This is a genomic window from Glutamicibacter sp. M10 (assembly GCF_025452055.1).
Classification (GTDB): Bacteria; Actinomycetota; Actinomycetes; order Actinomycetales; family Micrococcaceae; genus Glutamicibacter.
The window spans coordinates 2,736,954-2,760,183 of sequence record NZ_CP104918.1 but is presented as its reverse complement, the minus strand read 5'-3'; the positions used below and the strand labels follow the sequence as shown (position 1 = coordinate 2,760,183).

Below are 23,230 nucleotides of genomic sequence, written 5' to 3'. Positions count from 1 at the left end.
TTTCGTGCTGGTGAGTGTTGGTGTGTCGTGAAAAATCAGGTTCTAGATCGCGCTCGGTTCCATGCCCGCAGCCTTCAAATAGCTGTTCAGGGTATGGGCGCGGTGTTCGCGGCAGGCCGCTTCGATCTGCGCCGGGGTGGCGTGATCGGCGATCAAATCCAGGAGCGCATCGTGTTCCTTGACCGATTCGCGGGCACGGTACGGGATGTGTGTGAAGCTGCTGGCACGCATCGCTGCAAGTCGGCGCCATCCGCGCTGCACTAGATCAAGAATGTGCGGGTTGGGGCACTGGCCGTAGAGCAGCTGGTGGAACTCGGTGTTCATGCGGGTGAAAGCTAGCGGATCAAAATCTTCCAAGCATTGACGCATTTTTTCGTTCAGCTCTCGGGCCTTGGACAGCCACGCGGCGTCCATGGCATCGGCGGCTAGCGCGGTTGCCGCAGACTCAATAATCATCAGCGTCTGCATTGTGTGCAGGTAGAGGGTGGAATCAACCTGGGCCACCGTGGCTCCGACATTTCGAGTGAAGTGAACTAGCCCTTCAGCTTCTAGCCGGCGAATTGCTTCGCGTACCGGTACTACCGAGCAGCCAAGTTCTTCGGCAATAGTGCCAAGCACCAGACGGTACCCGGGGAGTAGGCGCCTGTGTTGATTCGCTCTGAAACCAGTTGGTAAGCGACCTCGGACTTCGAAGCAGTCATTAGAGTGACCATGAATCTAGCTCCGGGCATCCTGCTTCTTGCCAAGCGTTGTACTTGGCTTTCCACTCAGCATTCATTGGGAACAGGCCTTCAATGCCGTAGCCACGTTTGACCATGGCGAAAATGAATTCGTCATTGGACTCGGTGACTACCGCTTCTGCGGCAACTTCTTGAACCATTGCTGGTGGGATGACCACAATGCCGTCTGAGTCTGCAACGATCACATCGCCTGGCTGGACTGATACGCCACCGCAGGCCACGGTGATGTCTTTGTCCCAAGCCACATGTTTGCGCCCCAACACTGCTGGGTGGGCGCCGTTGTAGAAGACCGGGATATCTAGGTTGGATACCGCGTCAAGGTCACGCACACCACCATCGGAGATGATGCCGGCTGCACCAAGCTGCTGAGAGCGCAGGGCCAAAATATCGCCCAAGGTGGCCGAACCAGTCTCCCCGCGGGCTTCCATCACAAGAATTTCGCCGTTATTCAGTGAGTCAATGGACTGCTTCTGGGTGTTGTAGCCGGCACCGTGAGCTTTGAAGAGATCTTCGCGGTTTGGGATATAACGCAGGGTGCGGGCGGTGCCGATCACACGCTGCATGCCCTTGGTCGCTCCGGGAACTTCGATGTTGACGTTGTTCAGTCCGCGCTTACGCAAGGTGGCGGACAACGTGGCAGTAGCAACCGAGGCGAGTTGTTCGCGCACCGAGTCGGTGAGCACGTCTTTGCCGGTGATCACCGGTGGCAGGCCGGCCGAAGCACGGTCACCGTACGCGTCTTCCTTGTCTTGTTCGGTGAGCTTTGGCTGGTTTCCGAAAGGCGCAAAAGCTGAAGTTCCCTCGGTAGCCGTGGTCTTAAGCTTTCCGGTGGTGGTGCCGGTGATCAGATCAGTGACCTCAACCTCGACCACATCGCCTGGGAAGAAGACGGTAGAGCCGGCAGGGGTGCCAGTGAGGATGATGTCTCCTGGCCGCAGGGTCATCTGTTGGGAGAGATCAGCGATGATTTGTGCAAAGGAGAAGAGCAGTTCTGAGGTGGAGGCGTCCTGCGCGATCTGACCATTAACCAGGTTTGAACGCGTAGCTTAGCCGGATCCAGTGAGGCCGCTTCCAACAGGTTGGGACCAACTGGTGTGTATCCGTCACCGGACTTGGAGCGGATGTTGGAACCTTTGTCGGCGTACTTCATGTCATGGACACCGAGGTCATTAGAAGCGGTAACCCAACCAACGTGGCGCCATGCGTCCTGAACCGAAACACGGCGGGCAGCGGTGCCGATGATCAGTGCGATTTCGCCTTCAAAGGCCAAGAGCTCGGTGCCGGCAGGTCGCTCAACACTTCCGTTGGTGGCAGCTAAGGAGCTTGACGCTTTCATGAAGTAGCTAGGGAACTTCGGGGTGCGCCCGCGCTGGGCTGCACGCGAGGAGTAGCTCAGGTGAACAGCCAGAACTTTACCTGCCTGAGCGAAGGTCTGATCGGTTACTGGAACAGTAGTGGTCACCGTTGATCGTCCTACTTTCGTCATGGATCATGTCGTACATCAAATCGTATACGATCAGTGTGCGCTGAATCTCAATGACTGTCAAGCAGAGTCTCCGACGGGATGAATGCGATGTTCCTCAACAGGTAAAAATCGACTCAATATCAGAACACGCAAGAGCGCCGCCCAAGAAAAAATAATCTTGGACGGCGCTGCTGTTTCTGACGTGCGACGTGCATCAATGATGAGGATTCGTGGAGTAATCATCGAAGAATACGGTGCGCGGCGGTTTCCTGGATAATGTTGGAGGCTTGTGACTCACCTTTGTTGGTAAGTTACTTTGCCACCGAGTTGCTAGTGGTTGAAGCAGCCCAGCTGGCTGTCGGAATCGATAGGCGATAGGTCTTCTTCTTTGACTGAGTAACAGTCAGCTTGGCCGTGCCCTTGGTGAGCTTCACAGTTTTCAGCGTCTTCCACGAGGTGCCCGACTTGACCTGGAACTTGGCGTTTTTGGCGTTGTACTTGATGTAGCCGTAGCGATCCGGAGCGTAGACCTGAGCCTTGGCGGTCAGTGTGACCTTGCTGCCCCTGCGTGTGGCAGCCACCGAGCTCTTTGCCTTGCCACGTACGTAGAAGGTCTTGCTGGTTCGGTCCGTGTAGTCGGAGTAATCGGACCACATCATGTCGTAGTCGGAGCGCCAGTAACTAGAAGTCGCCCCAATATCCGCGGGACCAACCTTATAAGCGCCGAGCCCATCCCAACTTGGGCAGATGAACGCCCGGTCTGAAACCTTCCGATTATCAAACCAGAGTGAGTCAACTATACCGCCGCGTCGGGTTACATCGACAGTCCCGGAAGCGTCCTCGTAGTCCGACTTCACCTTGGTTGAAGCTTTCACAGTGACGTTGCGGCAATTTGTGTCGTCCACGGTGAAGGACGACACCGAATAACCGGTGATGTCGATTGGACGTTCGCTTGCTTGTGCTGGCATTGCGCCCAACGCCAGCGCCCCGGTGATAACCAGGCCCACGGCCGCGTTGTGAACACGGCGAATCGCGGAAACTTTCATGATGTGCTCCCATAAGAGTGCGAGTGAATATCCAAGGTGGATTCCTTGAATGAACTAAGAGTAAGTGACGCGGGAGACAATTTAGCTTTGACGGCAAATCATGACATTGCAGTCAATCGCGATCTCACAAAGTCCATGTGTTCGTGACTTTTATTGATGCGTTTTTCGCGAAGGCCTTTGTCTTTGGAATTACGCTGACACAATGGTTCTATGCGTATTATCTTGATCCGTCATGGTCAGACATCATCAAACATTGGACGTCATCTTGACACAGGCGAGCCAGGGGCGCCTCTAACTAAGTTGGGGCATGAACAGGCCAACTTGTTGCCTCGTACTTTAGAAAACGAGAGAATTGACGCTATTTACGCATCACCACTTTTACGAACGCAACAAACCGCGAAACCATTAGCCTCAGCGCGGGGGATCAGTGTGCAAACCCGTTCTGGAATATGCGAGGTTTCCGCCGGCGACCTAGAAATGGCTAACGACGAAAACTCAATTCAGACTTATCTCAAAATCGTCATGGATTGGGCCGACGGTTCGGAGGAAGCTATGATTCTCGGTGCTGGGGAAAATGGGAGCGATGTTCTGCGAAAGTTTGACCGTGTAGTTGATGAAGTACGTGCTTCAGCAGTGGACAGCGCGGTGTTTGTCTCACATGGTGCGATCATCCGTAGCTGGGTTGGATCGCGGTGCGTCAATATTGAGCCTGGTTTTGTTGCGCAAACTCCGGTGTTGAATACCGGTGTGGTTGTCGTGGAAGAAACCGACGGGCAATGGCGTGTTGTCCAATGGCAAGAGCAGCCAATTGGTGGTCCTGAAGTTCAGTCTCCTGAATCAGACGGGCCGGCCGCCGAAACGCCTGATGGCAATTAGAAATCAACACTAGTTGAGCCAGAAGCACTCCCAGAGCCTAGTTTCCAAAGTGTTTGCGGACTAAACGACGCAAGCCGGTCCTGCCCGAAGGCAGGGCCGGCTTGCGCGGCTTACTTTAGATTTTGGCTAAGCGTAAGCTACGCCCGAGCACCTTCGCGTGCCGCGGCGGCTTCACGCTCATCGGCTTCGCGCAGTGCACGCTCCACACGATCAACGTCGCGGACCGCACCCCTATCGGCGGACAGCGCCATAGCTGCATAAGCACGCAGCGCAGGGGAGACCACACGTTCGCGGGTTGCTGGACGGTAACCGGTGGTGGAGATCAAACGTTCGCGGCGTTCGGCCAGTACTTCCTCGGAAACGTTCAAGGTCAGCTCACGAGTAGGGATGTCGATGGAGATGGTATCTCCGTCTTCAACCAATGCGATCATGCCACCGGAAGCAGCTTCTGGGGAAACGTGTCCGATGGACAGACCCGAGGTACCACCGGAGAAGCGACCGTCGGTGATCAGTGCGCAAGACTTGCCCAGACCGCGACCCTTGAGGAAGGAAGTTGGGTAAAGCATTTCCTGCATACCCGGTCCACCCTTAGGACCCTCATAACGGATAACAACAACGTCGCCTTCCTTCACCTGCTTGTTCAAGATCTTTTCTACGGCTTCATCCTGTGATTCGCAGACAACCGCTGGGCCGGAGAAGGTCCAGATCGATGGGTCCACACCAGCGGTCTTGACCACTGCACCGTCAACGGCGATATTGCCGCGAAGCACAGCCAAGCCGCCATCCTTGGAGTAGGCGTGCTCTACCGAGTGGATGCAACCTGCTTCTGCGTCGGTGTCCAGTTCTTCCCACTGAGCCGACTGCGAGAAAGCGGTGGACGAGCGTACGCCACCTGGGCCTGCATGCCACAGTGCGAAGGATTCCTCGGTGGCTTTGCCGCCACGGATATCCCAGTCATCAAGCCATTCACCCAAGGTGGTGGCGTGAACGGTGTGGACGGTTTCATCAAGCAATCCGCCTCGACGCAGTTCGCCAAGGATGGCAGGGATGCCACCGGCACGGTGAACATCTTCCATGTAGTAGATCTTGCCAGCGCCTGCAGCGTTTGGTGCAACCTTAGCCAAGCACGGTACACGGCGGGACACTGCATCGATTTCATCCAAACCAAACTCCACGCCAGCTTCGTGGGCGGCAGCGAGCAGGTGCAGGATGGTGTTGGTGGAACCGCCCATGGCGATATCCAAGGCCATGGCGTTGCCAAAGGCTTCGATGGTGGCGATATTGCGAGGCAAGACCGTCTCATCGTTGTCGGTGTAGTAGCGGTTAGCGATGTCTACTACCAGCTTGCCGGCGTTTTGGTACAGGTCCTTGCGGGCGGTGTGGGTGGCAAGGGTTGAACCGTTACCTGGCAGTGACAGACCCATGGCTTCGGTCAGGCAGTTCATCGAGTTGGCGGTGAACATACCAGAGCAGGAACCGCAGGTAGGGCATGCGGCCTCTTCGATACGCAAGAGGTCAGCGTCCGAGATGTTTTCGTTCACGGCATCCGAGATGGCGTCAACCAGGTCCAGGGTACGTACGGTGCCATCGACCAAGGTGGCGCGTCCGGATTCCATGGGTCCACCGGAGACAAAGACGGTAGGGATGTTCAGGCGCAGTGCGGCCATGAGCATACCCGGGGTGATCTTGTCACAGTTGGAGATACAAATCAGTGCGTCAGCACAGTGTGCATTGACCATGTATTCCACGGAGTCAGCGATCAAATCGCGCGAAGGCAACGAGTAGAGCATGCCGCTGTGGCCCATAGCGATTCCATCATCAACAGCGATGGTATTAAATTCTCGGGGGATACCGCCGGCAGCCTCAATGGCTTCGGAAACGATGCGACCTACTGGCTGTAGGTGGGTGTGTCCGGGGACGAACTCGGTGAAGCTGTTGGCCACGGCGATGATCGGCTTGCGGCCAAGATCTGCGCCATTCACGCCGGCTGCGCGGAACAGTGCGCGGGCGCCGGCCATATTGCGGCCATGGGTAACGGTGTGTGAACGAAGTGTGGTCATTTTAAAATCTCACCATAGATTTGTTCCGAAACCCAGACGGTGACGATACTAGTAGTACTACTACCATGATATGAGGATCGGGATATGAACGCAGGTCAGCGTCGCCGCGAAGAATTGGCGGCCTTCCTCAAAGACCGAAGAGCTCGCGCCGACAGGGCTTCGCATGGTTTGCCCGAAGTGGGACGCAGTCGAGTGCGTGGATTGCGCCGTGAAGAAGTGGCCACCCTCGCTGGGGTATCTGCCACCTGGTACACCTGGTTGGAGCAAGCTAGAGACATCAATCCCTCACGTCAGGTGATGCAGTCTCTTGCGCGTCTCTTCCGCCTAAGTGCAGTAGAAACCAGCTACCTCTTGTCCTTAGCCGGCCACGGTGAATTGGCGCCGGAAGAATCCAGCCCAATGACTGACGCATTACAAAGACTCTTAGACGTCATGAATTTCCCGGCCTTCTTGCTGTCTGCAGACTGGGCCATCATTGGCTGGAACGCCGAGTATGCGCAGCTCTATCCGAGAATTACTTCTGTGGACGTTGAAGACCGGAACTTGTTGTGGCTCGTGTTCACCGACGCTCAATTGCGCGAGATGCTTCCAGACTGGGAAAAGCAGAGTCGTGGTTTTGTGGGAAGCTTCCGTGCTGAAACCAGAGGCTGGCTCAGCCCGTCGGGAGAGACTGGAATCGTCGCACGAGTCTCGGCGGCTTCGGCTGAATTTGCTGCGATTTGGAATGAGCGAGATGTTGCAGGATTCCAAACAGGGGAGCGGGTCTTCCGCCATCCAGCCAAAGGGCTAACCAAATATGAACAGCACAACCTGACGCCAGCTGAAGCCCCAGACCTTACCCTGTTGATGTATACGCCACTGTAAAGGAATCTCTCAGCATCCTGTTGTTCTCGAAGAGCAACGAGGCGGTCAACATCAATGTTCATCGCTGGAAATACCTACGAAATCTTCCCCTGCCACACTGGAAGCACCACATAGTTTGGTGGGGATCGCGGAGATCGGCAGGCAACCGTTGAGTCTCCCACGTTGAACCGGGCAGCGGCGCCCCTTGCACGAAGGGGCAGATAATGTTTGGGCTCGAGCTAGTTGTCATATTGGGAATCACCATCGTTGTGTGTACCGGGTTGGCCAGCCGGCTGCATATCGCACCCCCGGTGCTTCTGTTGCTTGGCGGTCTTCTGTTGGGTTTTCTGCCAGCACTTCGCGAAGTCTCCCTGCCACCTGAAGTGGTGCTGTTCTTATTCCTTCCAGCGTTGCTCTTCTGGGAGAGCCTGACTACCTCGCTGCGCGAGATTCGAGCTAATCTTCGCGGAATCATTCTTGCCAGCACCTTACTTGTGCTGGTTACCGCTGGAGTCGTGGCTAGCATTGCGCATGTATTCGGCATGGCTTGGGGCCCAGCCTGGGTGCTTGGCGCGGCACTGGCGCCCACTGATGCCACGGCCGTTGGTGCACTGACCCGCACCTTCACACGCCGAGACGTGACAATTTTGAAAGCCGAAAGTTTGATCAACGACGGCACAGCTTTGGTCATCTATGGCATCGTCGTCGGAGCTACGGTAGGAACCGAAAAGATCACTATTGCTCATGTCTCATGGTTAGTGCTTCTGGCTTATGCCGGCGGGATGCTGATCGGGGCGGCCCTCGCATGGACCATACTGCGATTGCGCGCTGCGATGGATAGCCCAACCCAAGAAACGGTACTGACCTTCTTGACGCCATTTCTTGCATACTTCATCGCAGAGACCATCGAAGCATCAGGGGTGCTGGCCGTAGTGACTGCCGGGCTCATCATGAGCCAAGCCAAGCCGCGCAAGTCACGTGCCGCATCCAGGCGTCAGTCCCATGGCTTTTGGAGCCTGTCCACGTTCTTACTGAACGCTTCACTCTTTGTGCTGGTTGGGCTTGAAATGCAAGCGGCCATGAGGTCACTGGACTCCAGTCTCATTGCACGGGGCTCGGTGCTGCTGGTTGTCATTTCACTGGCCTTGGTCCTAGTGCGCATTGGTCACCTCTTCTCGGTGACCTACATTATTCGCTGGATAGACCGGCGCCCGGCGCAGCGTCTTCGCCGAGTCAGCCACAAAACACGCATCGTTAATGGCATGGCGGGATTCCGCGGAGCGGTGTCTCTAGCCGCAGCACTTGGCGTGCCATTGCTGGTGGCCTCCGGTGATCCGTTCCCGGAAAGGGAATTAGTTATCTTTGTCACTTCAGGCGTCATCGGAGTGAGCATACTTGTCCAGGGTTTGCTACTGCCGGTGGTGGTCCGATGGGCCCAAATGACGAGGGATACTGCCATCGACGAGGAACGCTACTTGGCCGAAAGAACGGCAACCGAGGCGGCCCTTGTTGAACTGGACGAAGCCGCCACCGTCCTAGGCGCGGACAAAGCCGTGAGCCAGAAGCTACGCGAGGATTTCGAAACCCATCTGCGTATCCTCAACGCCGGAGCCACGGACGGTGAAGGCGACGACGAGGTACGTCGAGACCGGCAATACCGGGCACTGCGCCTGCACATGTTGGAGCGTAGGCGTGAGACCGTCATGCGTCTGCGCAATGAGGGGCACATCGATGACACTGTCCTACGGCTGATCCACAACGACATGGATGTCGAAGAGCTGCGGCTAGGACCCGAGCGATTCTATTAAAGCTCGGATCCCATTTTGCCGCGTGGGAACTTAGACGAGCGGATTGATACAAAATCTAGTCAAGGTCCAGCGTGAAATCAGAACCATCCTTGCGCGGAATGGTGATGGTTCCCAGCTCTTTCGCCGTTGCCGGTTCCATTGCTACCGAGACAATCCCAAAGTCGGTAGCTTTGAACTCCACCGGTGGACGTAGATCTTCGTGATTGCCCGGAATCTTCAGCAAGACGGTACGGACGTCTTTCTCTGCCACATCTGGTGGAAGCATTGCCAGAACAACGCCGGGCTTTTTGTCGCTGCCATCGATGTTCAGCGTCAAGCCGTCCTTCTGTACCTCAGCGGGAGCGTCGCATTCAGTTTCGGGACCGTTAATAGTTGCACTGCCGTCACCGTCTCCGCTTTGCGCCCAGGCAACCAAGCATAGGTCGCCCTCTTTATTGGTTGCAGCAAATTCTTGGGCGTAGGACAACGGTGCCAGGGCCCTAAAACTGGACTTCTTGATGGATGAATCGTTGAACTTCTGGGACGGTCGGTCCTCGTCCGTCTGCGGCTTGGCCAACGTGGGAATGATGTCTTTCGCGCTGACGGATGCCGGTGACTTAGATGCCGAGGCAGATGGTGATGCCGATGGTGTGGCGGATGATTTATCCCCTTTCTGCGACTGGCTAGTTGCAGAAACTGGCTCCGCCGAAGTGCCGGATTCTTCGCTTGTTGGGGACGCTGCCGAGCAGGATGTGGCCAGAAGAACGGCGCTGAGTCCAATGAGTAGCGGGAGCTTTGATTTCATCAGAAAACCTCGAAGTCTGTTGTGGATGCATCAACAAAGATGACGATCGTGCAGTCGATGGGGCTCATCGCGTTTGGACCAGCTGAACAATTGCCTGAGTAATTAACAGCACGTAGCTTTGCGTTTGAACCGCTCTTAGAACAAGACGCTAACATCAGTCGAATCCGCGGGGCAAGCATTTTAGTCAAGATAATTGTTGAAAGAGATCAATCGAGGACTGTCGATAGTTTGAAGGCGAAATTTAGGTGAAGACTGGCATGGTGAACCATCAGGACATGACTTGTCTTGATGGTCTTCACCGGTCTTCGCGCTCAAGTGCTAGTTGCCCAAGAAGTCCAGTGCTTTCTCCTTGAACTCGCGACTGGTCACCGCATTGGCATGATTGCGCCCGGCCAGCCACAACACCTCGTTCGCAGTTCCCGCGTCTCGCAGTAGTCGGCGCAACCGAGGCATGGTGGTTGCAAGGTCATCCTGGTCGCCAGCAACTAAAAGCGTGGGGACCGAAGGGATCTTCGCTGCGGGATCGTATGGCTCTGACTTGATGGCTTCGATCAACTCAAATAGGGTCGTGAGGTCATTGCTTGGTTCGGCGGAGGCAATCTTCATGATGGTTGCCGTGTAGTCATCGTTGATCGGTTCACCGGAAGTGACGTTGGCCTGAGCTTGCGCAAGATTAAAAGCGGCCAGCGGGTCGCCGGCTCCTGGGCCACCCATGATCAGGTGCTCCACCAGGTCTGGATTAAACGCCGCAAACTCCCACGCAAGGCGAGAGCCGAGCGAGTAGCCGATGACATCCACTGGTCCTTCATCTAGCTCCATGACAATCGCTGCCAGCGACTGGCGAATCTGGCTAGGTGCCCAGTTTCCCTCATTGCGGTGTGGGTCCTTGCCGTGCCCGGGCAGATCGACGAGCAGCACATTGCGCCCGGCATCAGTGAAATATTTCAGCCAACGCGAACGCTCCCAATTCAATTCGCCAGATGAGGCGAAGCCGTGGATGAAAAGCACGGAAGGGCCACTCACCTCAGCGTTTGTGCGAATCACTCGAAGATTTAGATCCAGTGTCATGCCATTGATCATAGGCCATTGTGTCCTGAATTCAGGACAGAGGTTAGCGTCAATCGAGACTTAATGTCAGAATGACTCTAACGAAATCTATGTAGTGAAAATGAGGTAACAACATGTCATCGGTACCCGGATGGGCCAACGTCAACGAGCGGCGCAACCTGCCGCCGGCCCTGGCAGTCTCCACGGTGATCCTTGGCATCCGAGAAGGACAAGACGGTGGCCCGGATAAACTCTGCCTACCGCTGGTGCGCCGAATCCGAGAACCACACCAGGGACTGTGGGCCCTGCCCGGCGGACCCGTTGACGCACAAGAATCCTTGGGCCAAGCCGCGGGACGCAACCTGGCCGAGACCACCGGACTGCGCCCTAATTATCTTGAACAGCTATATACCTTCGGTGATATCGATAGATCTCCAACCCACCGTCTGGTCACCATCGCCTACTTCGCCTTACTTAATGCCAACCAAGTGGGCACAACGGTTCAAGACGAAAATGTGGCGTGGTTCGACATCGATGATCCACAGATCGCGCAGCTGGCCTTCGATCACCGCAAGATCGTTGACTACGCGTTGTGGCGACTACGCAATAAAACCGAGTACGGGCAAATTGCGCATCGATTGCTGGGCGAGCGCTTCACCCTCACGGCATTGCGCGGCGTATATGAAGCCATCTTGGGACGACGGCTAGATCCAGCGAACTTCCGCCGCACGCTGAAGAACACCGCGACCATCGAGGTCACCGATGAGTACCTCGCTGGCGGACAACACCGACCTCCGCGACTCTACCGCTATGTAGGCCACGGACCTGACCCGCTGGAAGTCGATCCCACGCAGGCCTAGAACTTTTCACCAGCTTTATCTTTTTTGATTCGCAAGAAATGGACAACCCCATGAGCACCGAACTAACTGACAACTTTGGATCTGTCGCACAGAACATCACCCGGCTAAACCTCTTGGCTCCAGAATCCACCTGCTCCACCGACCTGGCCGCAAACCCGTGGGATACCCCAGCCGGTTATGGTCCCGGAGCTTCCCAAGAGGACAAGATTCCTTCCGGGTACCCGGTGCAGGGCTCCATTCCCGAAGAGTATCTGAAAGCCAGCGATGCTGAATTGGATGCTCGGATCGTGGCGGCCAAAGAAAAGCTGGGGGAGAAAGCAGTTATCCTCGGACACTTTTATCAGCGCGATGAAGTGGTGAAATACGCGGACTTTGTTGGTGACTCTTTCCAGCTGGCCAACGCAGCCCTGAGCCGTGACAAGGCCGAGGCGATCATCTTCTGCGGTGTGCACTTCATGGCTGAAACCGCCGACATTCTTTCCCGTGATGACCAGGCCGTTATCCTGCCCAATCTGGCTGCTGGCTGCTCGATGGCCGATATGGCTGATGGTCCCAGCGTGCAAAAGTGCTGGGAGGACCTCACGGCGCTGTACGCAGATGAAGAAGATGACGGACGGATGCCGGTTATCCCGGTGACCTACATGAACTGCTCCGCTGAACTCAAGGCTTTTGTGGGTCGCAACGGGGGATTGGTCTGCACTTCATCCAACGCAGCGACCGTCCTGGAATGGGCCTTTGAACGCGGACGCCGGGTACTGTTCTTCCCTGATCAGCACCTGGGTCGTAATACCGCCAAGGCTATGGGCGTGCCACTAGAGCAGATGCCAATGTGGACACCGCGTAAAGAACTGGGCGGCAATGAGTCCCAGACTTTACTCGACGCCAAGGTCATTTTGTGGCACGGTTTTTGCTCCGTGCACAAGCGCTTCACCCCGGCCCAAATTGCCAAGGCGCGTGAAGACTTCCCCGGTGTACAGGTCATAGTGCACCCCGAATGCCCAATGGAAGTTGTCGACGCAGCAGACTCTGCTGGCTCCACCGACTTCATCCAAAAAGCTATCGCTGCTGCTACGGAACCAACTACCTTCGCCATTGGTACCGAGATCAACATGGTCAATCGTCTGGCTGCCCAGTACCCACAGCACACGATCTTCTGCCTTGACCCAGTGATCTGCCCCTGCTCCACCATGTACCGGATCCACCCCGGCTATCTCGCTTGGGTACTAGAGGAACTGGTAGAAGGACGCGTAGTCAACCAGATCACTGTGCCAAAAGAACAGCAGGGTGACGCAAAAATTGCCCTAGAGCGCATGCTGGCAGCAAAGCCATGAACAAGGCATTAAAGGAAGACCGGAAGCTGGTGATTATCGGCTCCGGTGTGGCTGGACTCTGCGCAGCATTGGAGGCCGCTCGGTTAGAACTGCCAGTAGTCATGGTGACCAAAGAGCAACTAGGTGCCGGAAACAGTGCCTGCGCTCAAGGTGGACTTTCGGCGGTGACAGCTCAAGGTGAGGCAGTAGGAGATAGCGTGGCTAGCCACGTAGCTGACACCTTGCGCGCTGGTGCCTGGTACGGCGGTCAAAATGCGGTTCAGGAACTATGCGGTGCAGCTGCCGAGCTGGTCAGCACGCTGGAAAAGTATCAGGTCCACTTTGATACCGATACGGCAGGCAACTATGAACTTGGGCTGGAAGCCGCGCACAGTGCTAATCGGATTCTGCATGCAGGCGGAGACGCTACGGGCGCAGGATTAGTCGCTGCGCTGACACAGGCCGTTCGCGCCGCTGCCTATGAAGGGAAAATAGATCTTCTAGAACATGCTCTGGTCACCGAAATCGTTTCCGGTGATGATGGACAGCGCACGGTGAACTATCTACAGGGAAATCAGCAACAGTCTTTCAAGGCTGATTCGGTGCTCATCGCTACCGGTGGTATCGGCTCCTTGTACCAAGCGAGCACCAACCCGCAAGGTGCAACCGCTGACGGAATTGCGTTAGCTGCCCGTGCTGGAGCGGTGATTAGTGATCTGGAATTTATTCAATTCCACCCCACCTTGGTTGACCCAGCACTTCACCCGAATGCCGGCATGATCAGCGAAGCGGTACGTGGCGAAGGTGCCGTCTTGGTCAATGAACTCGGCCAGCGCTTCATGCTGGAGATTGATGAGCTGGCAGAGCTTGCACCACGCGACGTGGTGGCCCGAGCGATCCACGCCCAATACCAAGCAGGCCATCAAGTCTTTATCGACGCCCGCGAAATAGAGAGCCAGAGAGAAGAAGGGTTCCTCGCCAGCCGTTTCCCTTCCATTAGCGCGCGGCTGAAAGCGTGCGGACTGGATCTTGCAGTGGCCCCAGTACCTGTGGTGGCAGCCCAGCACTATGTCATGGGTGGAATCCACACCGACACCCATGGACGTACCAGTGTGCCAGGGCTCTATGCAGCCGGGGAATGTGCCAATACCACTGTGCACGGGGGCAATCGTTTGGCCAGCAACTCGTTACTGGAAGCGATGGTCTTTGCCCGCAAAGCCATCTACGTCATGAGTACCGATGCACCGACACGAGTCTGCGAGCTCAGCGACCTACAAGTTACCCAGTTGCCACCGGTGTGGACCAAAGCGCCATTGGACCTAGCTCAGCTACAAGCATTGGCTAGTGAGCACCTCGGCGTACACCGCAGCGGGCATGGACTTGAACAGCTAATTTCCGTACTGGATGCCAGCGTCCCGGTAGCTCAAGAGCAACGTGCCCAAATTGAACTCAACAACCTGTTCACCAGCGCACGAATCATTGCCTACGCCGCGCTGACCCGTAAACAAAGTCTCGGAGCGCATCACCGACTTGATGCGCCAGCTGGCAGTGATAACAACAGACAGCGTTTCGGTTGGGTCCTAGATACCGCGAAGCCAATAATCAATCAGTCTGAAAGCAAGGAAGTCCACGCATGAACCAGCCCATCCGTCCAGTACCGGCCCAAGCTATTGATCGCATCTTGGACATCGCTTTTGCTGAAGACAATCCACGGGGAGATCTCACTGCAGATTCCATCGTCCCGGTGGGCGCGGTGGCTACCGCAGTAGTCAGCGCACGTGAACCTGGAGTACTTGCCGGAGCCGAAGTCTTTACCCGGGCCATGAAAATGATCAATGCTCAGATTGAGGTCACTGCGCTGATCCAGGACGGAGAAAAATTTGAGGTTGGAGCGCAACTGCTCAAAGTTCACGGACCAGCAGCCTCGGTATTGACCGCAGAGCGGGTAGCACTGAACCTATTGCAGCGTATGAGCGCTATCGCCACAGCTACAGCGCAGCTGGTAGACCTCGTTGCGCACACCAAAGCTCGCATTGCCGATACCCGAAAAACCACACCGGGCCTACGGGTACTTGAACGGTATGCAGTGCGTTGTGGTGGGGGAGTGAATCACAGAGATAATCTCTCCGACGCATTCATGGCCAAAGATAACCATCTGGCATTGCTCGGTGAGGGTGAAGAGCTCACTAAAGCGCTGGTAGCGGTTCGCGCCCGGTTGGGACACACCACCGCCATGGAAGTTGAAGTGGATCGAATCGAGCAGATCCCCGCAGTTCTGGCAGCCGGGGTAGATGTGATCATGCTGGATAACTTTGATCTTGCAGACATCCCCGCAGCTATAAAGCTCATTGATGGGCAGGCCATCATCGAAGCCAGCGGCACGGTTAGCGCTCAAACTGTCGGACCTATCGCTGAAACGGGCGTGGACATCATCTCCAGCGGAGCCATCACCCACTCGGTGCGAGCCATTGACCTCGGTTTGGATATGGTTATTGCATGATCTACATGGACGCCGCCTCCACCGCACCGCCGAGACAAGAGGTTCTTGACCTCGTCACCCCGCTACTTACTAGCAACTACGGCAACCCGGCGTCCCTACACGAATTGGGCCACCAAGCTAAGCGCGCCAGCGACTGGGCCCGCGCTCAAGTTGCCGATCACCTCGGGGTAGACGAAAGCGAAATTTACTTCACCTCTGGTGGCACCGAAGCCGATAACACTGCAGTGATCGGTGCAGCCTTGGCCAATCCGCGTGGAAAAGTTGTCGTGACCAGTTCCATTGAGCACCCGGCTGTACTAGAGGCCTGCGCCTATCTGGTGCAGTTCCATGGCTTCACCCACCGCATGATCCCGGTAGGGCGTAACGGAATCGTGGACATGGACGCAGCCAATGACCTCATTGATGAGCACGTCGCAGTGCTATCGGTGATGGCGGTGAACAATGAAGTTGGAACCATCCAACCCATCAAGGAACTAGCTTCACTTGCACACGCAGCCGGTGCCTTGATGCATACCGATGCGGTACAGGCCGCTGGATGGCTGGACGTTGCGCTGCTCGCCTCCCACGTTGATGCACTGAGCATTTCTGGGCACAAGATTGGCGCATTAAAAGGAAGCGGAGTCCTGTACTTCAGCAACCGTCATCGCCTGGTCCCTTTACTGCACGGTGGGGGACAACAAGGCGGTGTACGCTCAGGCACTGAGAACCCAGCAGCTGCAGTAGGAATCGCACGAGCCCTGCAACTCGGCGCCGAGCAGCGTGAAGCATCAGTCGGTGATAGCTACTCGAAGTACCTCATTGAGCGCATCACCAAGGAGGTGAACGCAATCGCGCCAGGCCTAGTAGAACTCACCGGGGATCCTGAACAACGAATCGGCGGCATCGTTTCCTTCGTCTTCCCACGCACCGCGGGCGAAACAGTACTCATCGAGTTAGAACGTCGAGGAGTGCTGTGCTCTTCTGGTTCGGCCTGCTCGGCCGGAAGCACCGAACCCTCAGCTGTGCTCACGGCCATGGGGTACGAGGAGGAACTCGCACATACCGCCGTACGTTTATCCTTCACCCGCAGCACCAAGGAAAACGAGATCAGTCAGGTAGCCAGCGCGGTGGTCGCCACCATCAAATCTCTGGTGAGCTAAGCAGCCAGAGGCTTAGCGGTCAGCAGCTTACCGCTCAGCGACAAAACGCTTGGTGACGGAGATGTCTCGGTCGCCAAGGCCCGCATCAATGACTTCCTCAATGGCCGCACGTAGCTGGGGCAGTAACACCACATTGGTCTCGGTGGCTTCGGCGATCTCGTTGGCACCGTGAAGATCTTTACGCATGTACTTGATAGCACCAGAAGGTGAATCATCACCTGAGACCAGCCGATCTTTACGGCTATCAAGTAGGCGCGACGACGCGTACCCGTGACCCAATAGGTCCCACATGGCTTCCAGATCTAGCCCGGAACGCTCAGCCAACACCGACGCTTCACCCAAGGCAAAGATGGTGGCGCTGACAACCAATTGATTACACGCCTTAGCAACCTGACCGGACCCGAGTTCGCCTAGACGCACCGACGTGCCACAAGGTGCCAATGCCTCAGATGCTCGTTCACAAAGAGCTTGTGATCCGCCAAGCATGATGGAAAGCGTGCCTGCTTTGGCACCATCCTCACCGCCTGAGACCGGTGCGTCGACGACGTAAATGCGCTCGCCGAAACGTGCGGTGAGGTCTTCAGCTAGTTTGCGTACCCCGGGGCCGAGCACGTGGAGCCAATAAGAAGCAGTAGTGGTGGGGCTGTTTCGGATCGCTGTTCCAGCCCGGCCAAGAGTCCTTGGGGGCCTTCCAGGGTTTCGCTGATCTGTGGAAGGTCCGGAAGCATAAGTAGAACTTCATCGCATTCGGCCGCTAGTTGTGCCGCATTGGATGCCCACCGAATGTTTTCTGGGTTTGTGCCGTCTTCCAACTCTGATCGTAGGTCGGTGAGCACCTGGTCTTCCGGTCGGCTGGAAGTCACGGTAACCACTCCGTGGCCCTCGGCTAGCAGTCTGGCCATAGGACGTCCCATGGCTCCAAGACCGATCACGCCTACAAGAGGTGTGTTCTTTTGTACTGGTGAATTCATCAGCAACTCCTTTGTTGTGAAGTGGAACGACGTAAAAAAGGGTGGTCAATATAGAGAACTCTGTTCAATATACTGTCCAAGACGCTATGCTGTCACCAGACGGAAGGAAAACAGAGCAATGACGCCTACAACACAACGCCTGCGCGTGGGAATCGCCGTAGATGTACCCGCAGCAGATATTGAACTCATGCAAGAACTCGAACCCCGCTTGGATTTCATTTATGAACCGGGGCTTTACCGGCCCCAGCGCTGGCAAGGTGACTGGGAGGGTGATCCGCAGTTCACGCGCACGGCCGAACAAGCTGAACGCTATCAAGAGATCATCACTTCATCACAGGCACTCTTTGGAATTCCGGACGTAAACCCAGGACTTCTGAAGAAGACCGTGGGCGAAAACTCGGAACTTCGCTGGGTGCACACCACTGCTGCCGGTGGTGGCGCGCAAGTTAAAGCCGCAGGGCTGACCACGGAAGAACTGGAGCGCGTCGCCTTCTCCACCAGTGCCGGAGTCCACGGTTCAACTCTGGCGGAATTTGCCCTCTTTGGTGTTCTGGCCGGTGCAAAGAATCTGCGCAAGCTTGAAGCTGACCAAGCCAATAAGTTTTGGCCCTCGGAACGCTGGGGTATGCGCCATCTAGATGAGATGACCATTCTTGTTGTTGGCCTCGGCGGCATTGGTACCGCAGTAGCGGAACGCTTTAAGGCCTGCGGATCTACCGTTTGGGGAACCTCGCGTAGCGGCCAACCGGTTACGGGTGTAGATCGACTGATTGATCCTTCCAAGCTGGCCGAAGTGGCTGGTCAGGTAGATGCCATTGTCGCCACGCTTCCAGGCACCAAGAGTACCGAAGGACTGCTGGGTGCTGACGTCTTTGAAGCGGTCCGCGAAGGAACCATCTTTGTGAACGTGGGACGTGGAACTGTGGTTGATGAATCTGCGCTCATCCCTGCATTGCAGGCCGGTCGAATCGGATTTGCTGCCCTTGATGTGGTGGCTCAGGAACCGTTGGATCCGAACAGCGTTTTGTGGGATCACCCGAATGTTTTGATCAGTCCGCATACAGCTGCGCTGAGCAGCCAAGAGACTACGCGAATCGCTCGTCTCTTCGCTCATAATGCAACGTGCTTCCTGGATGGTCAGGACTTGCGCAACAAGGTCGACACCGTAGAATTCTACTAATGACAAGCGAAATTGAGGTTACTGAAGGCACCGGCGAACGGGGTAATAGAGACCCTGCGCCGGCGGTGACCCGAGCCTTGGGAATTCTAGGTCTGCTTGCTGAAGCCGATGGTCGTGCGCTCTCACTTAGTGAGCTCGCACGAACCTTGGGCATTGCCAAATCCTCCTGCGCCAACCTTTGCCAAGCATTGGAAGACGGCGAAATGATACGGCGCACCAGTGACGGATTTGGACTGGGTCGACGCAATGCCGAACTTGGCGGAGCGTACTCGCTGCAGTTCAATCAGGTGCGCGAATTCTTCGGGCTCATCTCATCCTCACCCACCCTGCGTGGTGAGCTGGTGCAGATTGCCATGCTTGATGGCGCGGACGCGCTGTACTTGGCTCGTCATGAGGGGCGTATGCCTTACCGCTTTGGTGCTCCTCTGGGTTCGCGGCTACCGGCCGTCTTTAGTGCGGCGGGTAATGCGCTGCTAATGTCGCTCACCGAAGATCAGCTGACCGAACATATCGACCAGAATCTGCCATTGCGCAGTGGGATTGATGGTCTGGAAGTGACGCCGAAGGAACTTCGTCAACGTTTGACGCTGGCGCGTGAGCGTGGATTTGCGGTGGATGAAGGGCATTCAACCAGTGGCGTTACCGGCGTAGCCGTACCGTTGGCTGCCTGGTCGCCAGGTGATCCGCCATTGGCTCTTGGAACTGCTATTCCGATGGATCAGGCTGACCCGTTACGTGTGGCTGCTGTAGGTACTGCACTACGCGAAGTGGCTGCGCGTCTTGAAAATCCTTGGAGAGCCCGCGCCGCACGAGACTAATTGTCTCTAGCGAAAACTAAATAGTGTTTTAGAGCGTCACCTCGTTTCCCCTTGTGAAGGGCGTGCGAGGTGGCGCTTTTGTTTTCCAAGAAATATCAACCAAAAATAATGTGTCCAATATGTTGTACAGCGTTCGCTATGCTGGTATCTTCAATTCAGGTAGAAGTGATGTGCTTCACTCGTCAAAGGAGACCACCATGAATTCAACGCCAACGGGAGCCACCGGCTCCGGCGGTTCAGCACTTGATGCGAACTACGCTAAAAACCTGCAACGGGCCACCTTGGCCTCGAGTATTGGTAGTGCACTGGAGTATTTCGACTTCGCTCTGTACGGCTTGGCCACGGCGCTGATTTTCAATGTGCTCTTCTTCCCGCAAGGCGATCCGGCCATGGCCACGGTGGCAGCATTCGCCACCTTTGGTGTTGGATTTATTGCTCGGCCTTTTGGCGGCCTGTTCTTCGGAATGCTCGGTGACCGGCTGGGGCGAAAGATTGTCCTGATCATCACCATCATGCTGATGGGCGGCGCATCAACCCTGATCGGTGTATTGCCGACCTATCAGATGGCCGGCATCTGGTCCCCAATTCTGCTGGTGCTCCTGCGCCTCTTGCAGGGCTTCGGCGCAGGCGCCGAACAAGCTGGCGCTACCGTGCTGATGGCAGAGTACTCGCCAACTGCGCGACGCGGTTTCTTCTCGGCCTTGCCATTTATCGGCATTCAGGCCGGAACTCTGCTGGCCGCAGTGGTGTTCTCGCTGCTGACCATGCTTCCCGAAGAAGCATTGATGACCTGGGGCTGGCGTGTACCTTTCCTAGCATCATTCTTGCTGATCATCCTGGCCGTGCTTATCCGTTCAAAGCTGGAAGAAACCCCAACCTTTGTTGAGATGGAAAAGCGCGAGCAGGTTTCAGAGCACCCACTGCGTGAACTCTTCCGCAACGGTTTCCCCGGCGTGCTGGTAGGTATCGGTCTGCGCATGGCGGAAAACGGTGGCTCCTACATGTTCCAGGGCCTGGCACTGAGCTTCTTTGTCACCGTTGTGGGTCCAGAAGCCGACAAGGGCTTGCTTACCTGGGGTGTGACTATTGGTTCGCTGATCGGTGTCTTCTCGGTACCGTTTGCCGGAGCACTCTCTGATCGTTTCGGACGTCGAATCATTTATCGTGCCGGCGCGGTCTTCATGCTGGTGTACTCACTGCCAGCATGGTGGGCCTTGACCCTGGGCAGCCACGCCTTGGCCATTGCCGTGATCGCAGTGGGCATCGGCATTGGTGTTGCCACGATGCTTGGCCCACAGTGCGCCATGCTTCCTGAACTCTTTGGCAGTCGTCACCGTTACTTGGGTGTGGCTATGGCCCGCGAAATCTCTGCAGTGCTCGCCGGTGGTTTGGCCGGTGTGCTCGGTGCCTACCTGATTGCCATCACCGATGGCAGCTGGTTGGTCTTGGGACTGTATATGGCAGTGCTTTCGGCCATCACCGTAGCTTCGACCTTCTTGGTTCCTGAAACCCTGCGTCGAGATTTGACCCGCACCGACGATGCAGTCAAGATTTCCTCGGTAGAAGCAGGCGACGATGTCTGGCTCTCCGGCAGTCAAGGTATGGGTGCCTCGGCAGTTTCTGCTCGCACCTCCTTCACCGTAGACCGGGAGCCGGTCTCGATGGACGAACGGTAGATCCCAACGGCCACAAATGACCGTGGGTAGATAACCAAAACTCAAAACGCGAACCTCCAAGCAACTCGGTTGCTTGGAGGTTCGCTTTGTTCTGGGCAAAACACTAATTTTGTGAACCCTGCTACTGGGGGACTGGTTTAGTGGTCTGGACTACCCAGAAGTAGTAAAATGACGAAAAACTTGTTACTCGGCGTAAGTTTTGGCGCTGAGATGGCTGAATTTAGGTGCGCAGAGCGCCGCGATGTGGCAAAGTTACACTGGGCGCAGTCCATAATAGGGCGCGGCACCGGCGCAGTCTCGTGGCTGAGGCCAAAACTAAAGTCAACTCGCATCATTAGTTCGGGTAGCGCTAGACCACGCACATCAGGTGGCAAGCGACTGCACTGAGCCACAAACAGAAGGACCCTATGAGGATTCCTGGACGTAGTGCCGCCTTAGCGCTGGCCGTAACCATGACCATCGGAACAGGTGCACAGGCAGCGGTTGCAACCGCAGCCACCCCTGAAGTTCCCAAATCATTGCCTTCGACTAAGCTCAACGTCGCAGCTGCAAAGTCCACAGTCACCAAGCGCACCACGGCGAATCTGCGCTTGCGTGCCAAGGGCAGCACATCTTCGGCCACCTTGGCGGTCATTCCCAAGGGAACCAAACTCACCATTTTGGGCACCAGCGGATCATGGAGCAAGGTTCGATACGCTGGCAAGACCGGTTGGTCTTCCAACTCCTACCTAGCCACCGTCTCCGCGTCGCAAAACAACGGTGGCGCCGTGCGCTACACCATTGCCAATCTGAACCTTCGCAGTGGCGGTGGAACCAACTATCGCTCGCTGGGTGTGATCCCTAAGGGTGAGCGTGTCACCGTCCTGAAAACTTCAGGTGGCTGGGCCAAGGTTTCTTCTTCCAAGGGCACCGGCTGGTCCAAGGCCAGCTACCTCAAGTCCTCGGGCGGTTCCTCGACCCCAGAGAAGTCCACCCCGGAAACAACGAGCACTTCTCGTTACACCACAGCTAACCTGAATCTGCGTACCGGTGCTGGACTCAGCTACCGTTCACGGGGTGTGATCCCCAAGGGCGAAAAGGTCAAGGTCTATCGCTCCTCGGGCAACTGGGCTCAGGTTTCAACTTCCAAGGGAACAGGCTGGGTCAGCAAGTCGTACCTCGGCAATGCCGCTACGCCGCAGAAGCCACAACCAGCGCCTAAACCAGAGCAGACTCCTACCAAGACTGCCTACGCCACTTCCAGCGTGAACCTTCGTTCCGGTCCGGGAACTAACTACCAGATCAAGGGAGTTGTTCCGGCTAGTTCCAAGGTTCAGGTACTCAGTGCCGAGGCCGGCTGGTCAAAGGTTTCCGGCAGTGTTGGTGTTGGCTATGTCGCCTCTAGCTACCTGAGCACTTCGGCAACTGGCTCGTCAACCAGCGGGGTGCGCAGCGATACCCGACTGGTCATGAACACTGTCAGCAGACTATTCGCCGGCGATTTCACCTCACTGGGCACTCTGCGTTCAGGCTCTGTAGGCCATAGCTCAGGACGAGCAGTAGACGTGATGATCCGCAATTACCAGAGCGCCTCAGGCGTTCAGGCCGGTGACCGCATCGCTCAGTTCCTTCTGGATAACCGTCAGCAGCTGGGCATCAGCTACCTGATTTGGCAGGACAAGATCTGGTTGGGTGAGAGCAAGGGATGGGAGCCATACTCTACTTCAGGTAAGTACGGCACTCAGTTCACAAACAACTGGACTGACAACACCCGACACATGAACCATATCCATGTGGAGACCTTTGGTGATTCTGCAACCGGTGGGGCACTAAACTACCGCATGCTGAACGGCTAAAAGCAACGCACAAAGCAGTAGACGCTTGAATATTGTGTTCAAGCGTCTACTGCTTTAATAGGCCTCGGCAGCCGGAGTGCTGGCTCGTCGCACCGCAGCCGGGGCGTGAAGGGCAGCGGGCCAATGAAACCTGACAGAGCTTTCGCCCTTCAGCTCCAAGACTCTGGCGCCTGGCTACAGCGTGTTATAGGTTGGGCGTGTTGTGAACGCTGTCTGCGGGGAAGGACCTGACCCCGCATTTGATATGTGCTTCACCGAACCTTGGGCTCCGC

18 protein-coding genes and 2 pseudogenes are annotated in these 23,230 nt (G+C 56.2%); 12 read left to right on the top strand and 8 right to left on the bottom strand.

The features are described from left to right. Positions 1-42 precede the first annotated feature (42 nt). From N6V40_RS13450 to N6V40_RS13440, 3 genes and pseudogenes are all read right to left on the bottom strand, one after another. A pseudogene (locus tag N6V40_RS13450) lies at positions 43-701 on the bottom strand (GntR family transcriptional regulator). Next, positions 701-2,226 (bottom strand): annotated as a pseudogene (locus N6V40_RS13445) (fumarylacetoacetate hydrolase family protein). The pseudogenes N6V40_RS13450 and N6V40_RS13445 overlap by 1 nt, the downstream one beginning before the upstream one ends. A 290-nt stretch (positions 2,227-2,516) precedes the next feature. Further along, positions 2,517-3,251 (bottom strand): hypothetical protein, encoded by a 735-nt coding sequence (locus N6V40_RS13440; protein ID WP_262197979.1) that lies wholly within the window; start codon positions 3,249-3,251, stop codon positions 2,517-2,519. A gap of 210 nt (positions 3,252-3,461) precedes the next feature. Here N6V40_RS13440 and N6V40_RS13435 point away from each other — a divergent pair, with 210 nt between their 5' ends. Next, a complete protein-coding gene (locus N6V40_RS13435; protein WP_262197978.1) occupies positions 3,462-4,127 on the top strand; it encodes a histidine phosphatase family protein in 666 nt (221 codons plus the stop codon). Positions 4,128-4,264: 137 nt separating this feature from the next. Here the strand turns inward: N6V40_RS13435 and ilvD are convergent, their stop codons facing one another. Further along, positions 4,265-6,187 (bottom strand): dihydroxy-acid dehydratase, encoded by a 1,923-nt coding sequence (gene ilvD, locus N6V40_RS13430; RefSeq protein WP_262197977.1) that lies wholly within the window; start codon positions 6,185-6,187, stop codon positions 4,265-4,267. An 84-nt stretch (positions 6,188-6,271) separates the two neighbouring features. Here ilvD and N6V40_RS13425 point away from each other — a divergent pair, with 84 nt between their 5' ends. Both N6V40_RS13425 and N6V40_RS13420 read left to right on the top strand, forming a co-directional pair. After that, the gene (locus tag N6V40_RS13425; RefSeq protein ID WP_131087929.1) at positions 6,272-7,051 is read left to right on the top strand and encodes a helix-turn-helix transcriptional regulator; all 780 of its coding nucleotides are present in this window, start codon (positions 6,272-6,274) and stop codon (positions 7,049-7,051) included. Positions 7,052-7,254: 203 nt separating this feature from the next. Further along, a complete protein-coding gene (locus tag N6V40_RS13420; protein ID WP_262197976.1) occupies positions 7,255-8,838 on the top strand; it encodes a Na+/H+ antiporter in 1,584 nt (527 codons plus the stop codon). Positions 8,839-8,893: 55 nt separating this feature from the next. Here the strand turns inward: N6V40_RS13420 and N6V40_RS13415 are convergent, their stop codons facing one another. Next, positions 8,894-9,622: a hypothetical protein gene (locus N6V40_RS13415; RefSeq protein ID WP_262197975.1), complete on the bottom strand. Its 729-nt coding sequence runs from the start codon at positions 9,620-9,622 to the stop codon at positions 8,894-8,896. A gap of 318 nt (positions 9,623-9,940) precedes the next feature. Further along, positions 9,941-10,690 carry an alpha/beta fold hydrolase gene (locus N6V40_RS13410; protein WP_262197974.1) on the bottom strand — a complete coding sequence of 250 codons (750 nt, stop codon included), beginning with the start codon at positions 10,688-10,690 and terminating at the stop codon, positions 9,941-9,943. Positions 10,691-10,803: 113 nt separating this feature from the next. Between N6V40_RS13410 and N6V40_RS13405 the strand changes: the two genes are divergently transcribed. The 5 genes from N6V40_RS13405 to N6V40_RS13385 are packed head-to-tail and all read left to right on the top strand — an operon-like array spanning position 10,804 to position 16,478. After that, positions 10,804-11,529, top strand: coding sequence for an NUDIX hydrolase (locus tag N6V40_RS13405; RefSeq protein ID WP_262197973.1), 726 nt, complete (start codon positions 10,804-10,806; stop codon positions 11,527-11,529). 50 nt (positions 11,530-11,579) lie between these two features. After that, positions 11,580-12,860: a quinolinate synthase NadA gene (nadA, locus tag N6V40_RS13400; RefSeq protein ID WP_262197972.1), complete on the top strand. Its 1,281-nt coding sequence runs from the start codon at positions 11,580-11,582 to the stop codon at positions 12,858-12,860. Next, complete coding sequence (locus N6V40_RS13395; RefSeq protein WP_262197971.1) at positions 12,857-14,476, top strand: L-aspartate oxidase; 1,620 nt, start codon at positions 12,857-12,859, stop codon at positions 14,474-14,476. The genes nadA and N6V40_RS13395 overlap by 4 nt, the downstream gene beginning before the upstream one ends. Continuing rightward, on the top strand, positions 14,473-15,339 hold the full coding sequence (gene nadC / locus N6V40_RS13390; protein ID WP_262197970.1) for a carboxylating nicotinate-nucleotide diphosphorylase: 867 nt from the start codon (positions 14,473-14,475) through the stop codon (positions 15,337-15,339). Before N6V40_RS13395 ends, nadC begins: the two co-directional genes overlap by 4 nt. Next, on the top strand, positions 15,336-16,478 hold the full coding sequence (locus tag N6V40_RS13385; protein ID WP_262197969.1) for a cysteine desulfurase family protein: 1,143 nt from the start codon (positions 15,336-15,338) through the stop codon (positions 16,476-16,478). The genes nadC and N6V40_RS13385 overlap by 4 nt, the downstream gene beginning before the upstream one ends. Before the next feature lie 27 nt (positions 16,479-16,505). On the opposite strand, the gene N6V40_RS13380 is transcribed toward N6V40_RS13385, so the two are convergent. Continuing rightward, positions 16,506-17,090, bottom strand: a complete 585-nt coding sequence (locus N6V40_RS13380; protein WP_262197968.1) for an NAD(P)-dependent oxidoreductase — start codon at positions 17,088-17,090, stop codon at positions 16,506-16,508. Further along, positions 17,063-17,449 (bottom strand): NAD(P)-binding domain-containing protein, encoded by a 387-nt coding sequence (locus N6V40_RS13375; protein WP_262197967.1) that lies wholly within the window; start codon positions 17,447-17,449, stop codon positions 17,063-17,065. Before N6V40_RS13375 ends, N6V40_RS13380 begins: the two co-directional genes overlap by 28 nt. A 118-nt stretch (positions 17,450-17,567) precedes the next feature. Between N6V40_RS13375 and N6V40_RS13370 the strand changes: the two genes are divergently transcribed. From N6V40_RS13370 to N6V40_RS13355, 4 genes are all read left to right on the top strand, one after another. Continuing rightward, complete coding sequence (locus N6V40_RS13370) at positions 17,568-18,629, top strand: D-2-hydroxyacid dehydrogenase (protein ID WP_131087939.1); 1,062 nt, start codon at positions 17,568-17,570, stop codon at positions 18,627-18,629. Further along, positions 18,629-19,447: an IclR family transcriptional regulator gene (locus N6V40_RS13365; protein ID WP_262197966.1), complete on the top strand. Its 819-nt coding sequence runs from the start codon at positions 18,629-18,631 to the stop codon at positions 19,445-19,447. Before N6V40_RS13370 ends, N6V40_RS13365 begins: the two co-directional genes overlap by 1 nt. A 197-nt stretch (positions 19,448-19,644) precedes the next feature. Next, positions 19,645-21,123, top strand: a complete 1,479-nt coding sequence (locus N6V40_RS13360) for an MFS transporter (RefSeq protein WP_262197965.1) — start codon at positions 19,645-19,647, stop codon at positions 21,121-21,123. A 407-nt stretch (positions 21,124-21,530) separates the two neighbouring features. After that, positions 21,531-22,958 carry an SH3 domain-containing protein gene (locus N6V40_RS13355; protein WP_262197964.1) on the top strand — a complete coding sequence of 476 codons (1,428 nt, stop codon included), beginning with the start codon at positions 21,531-21,533 and terminating at the stop codon, positions 22,956-22,958. Positions 22,959-23,230 lie beyond the last annotated feature (272 nt).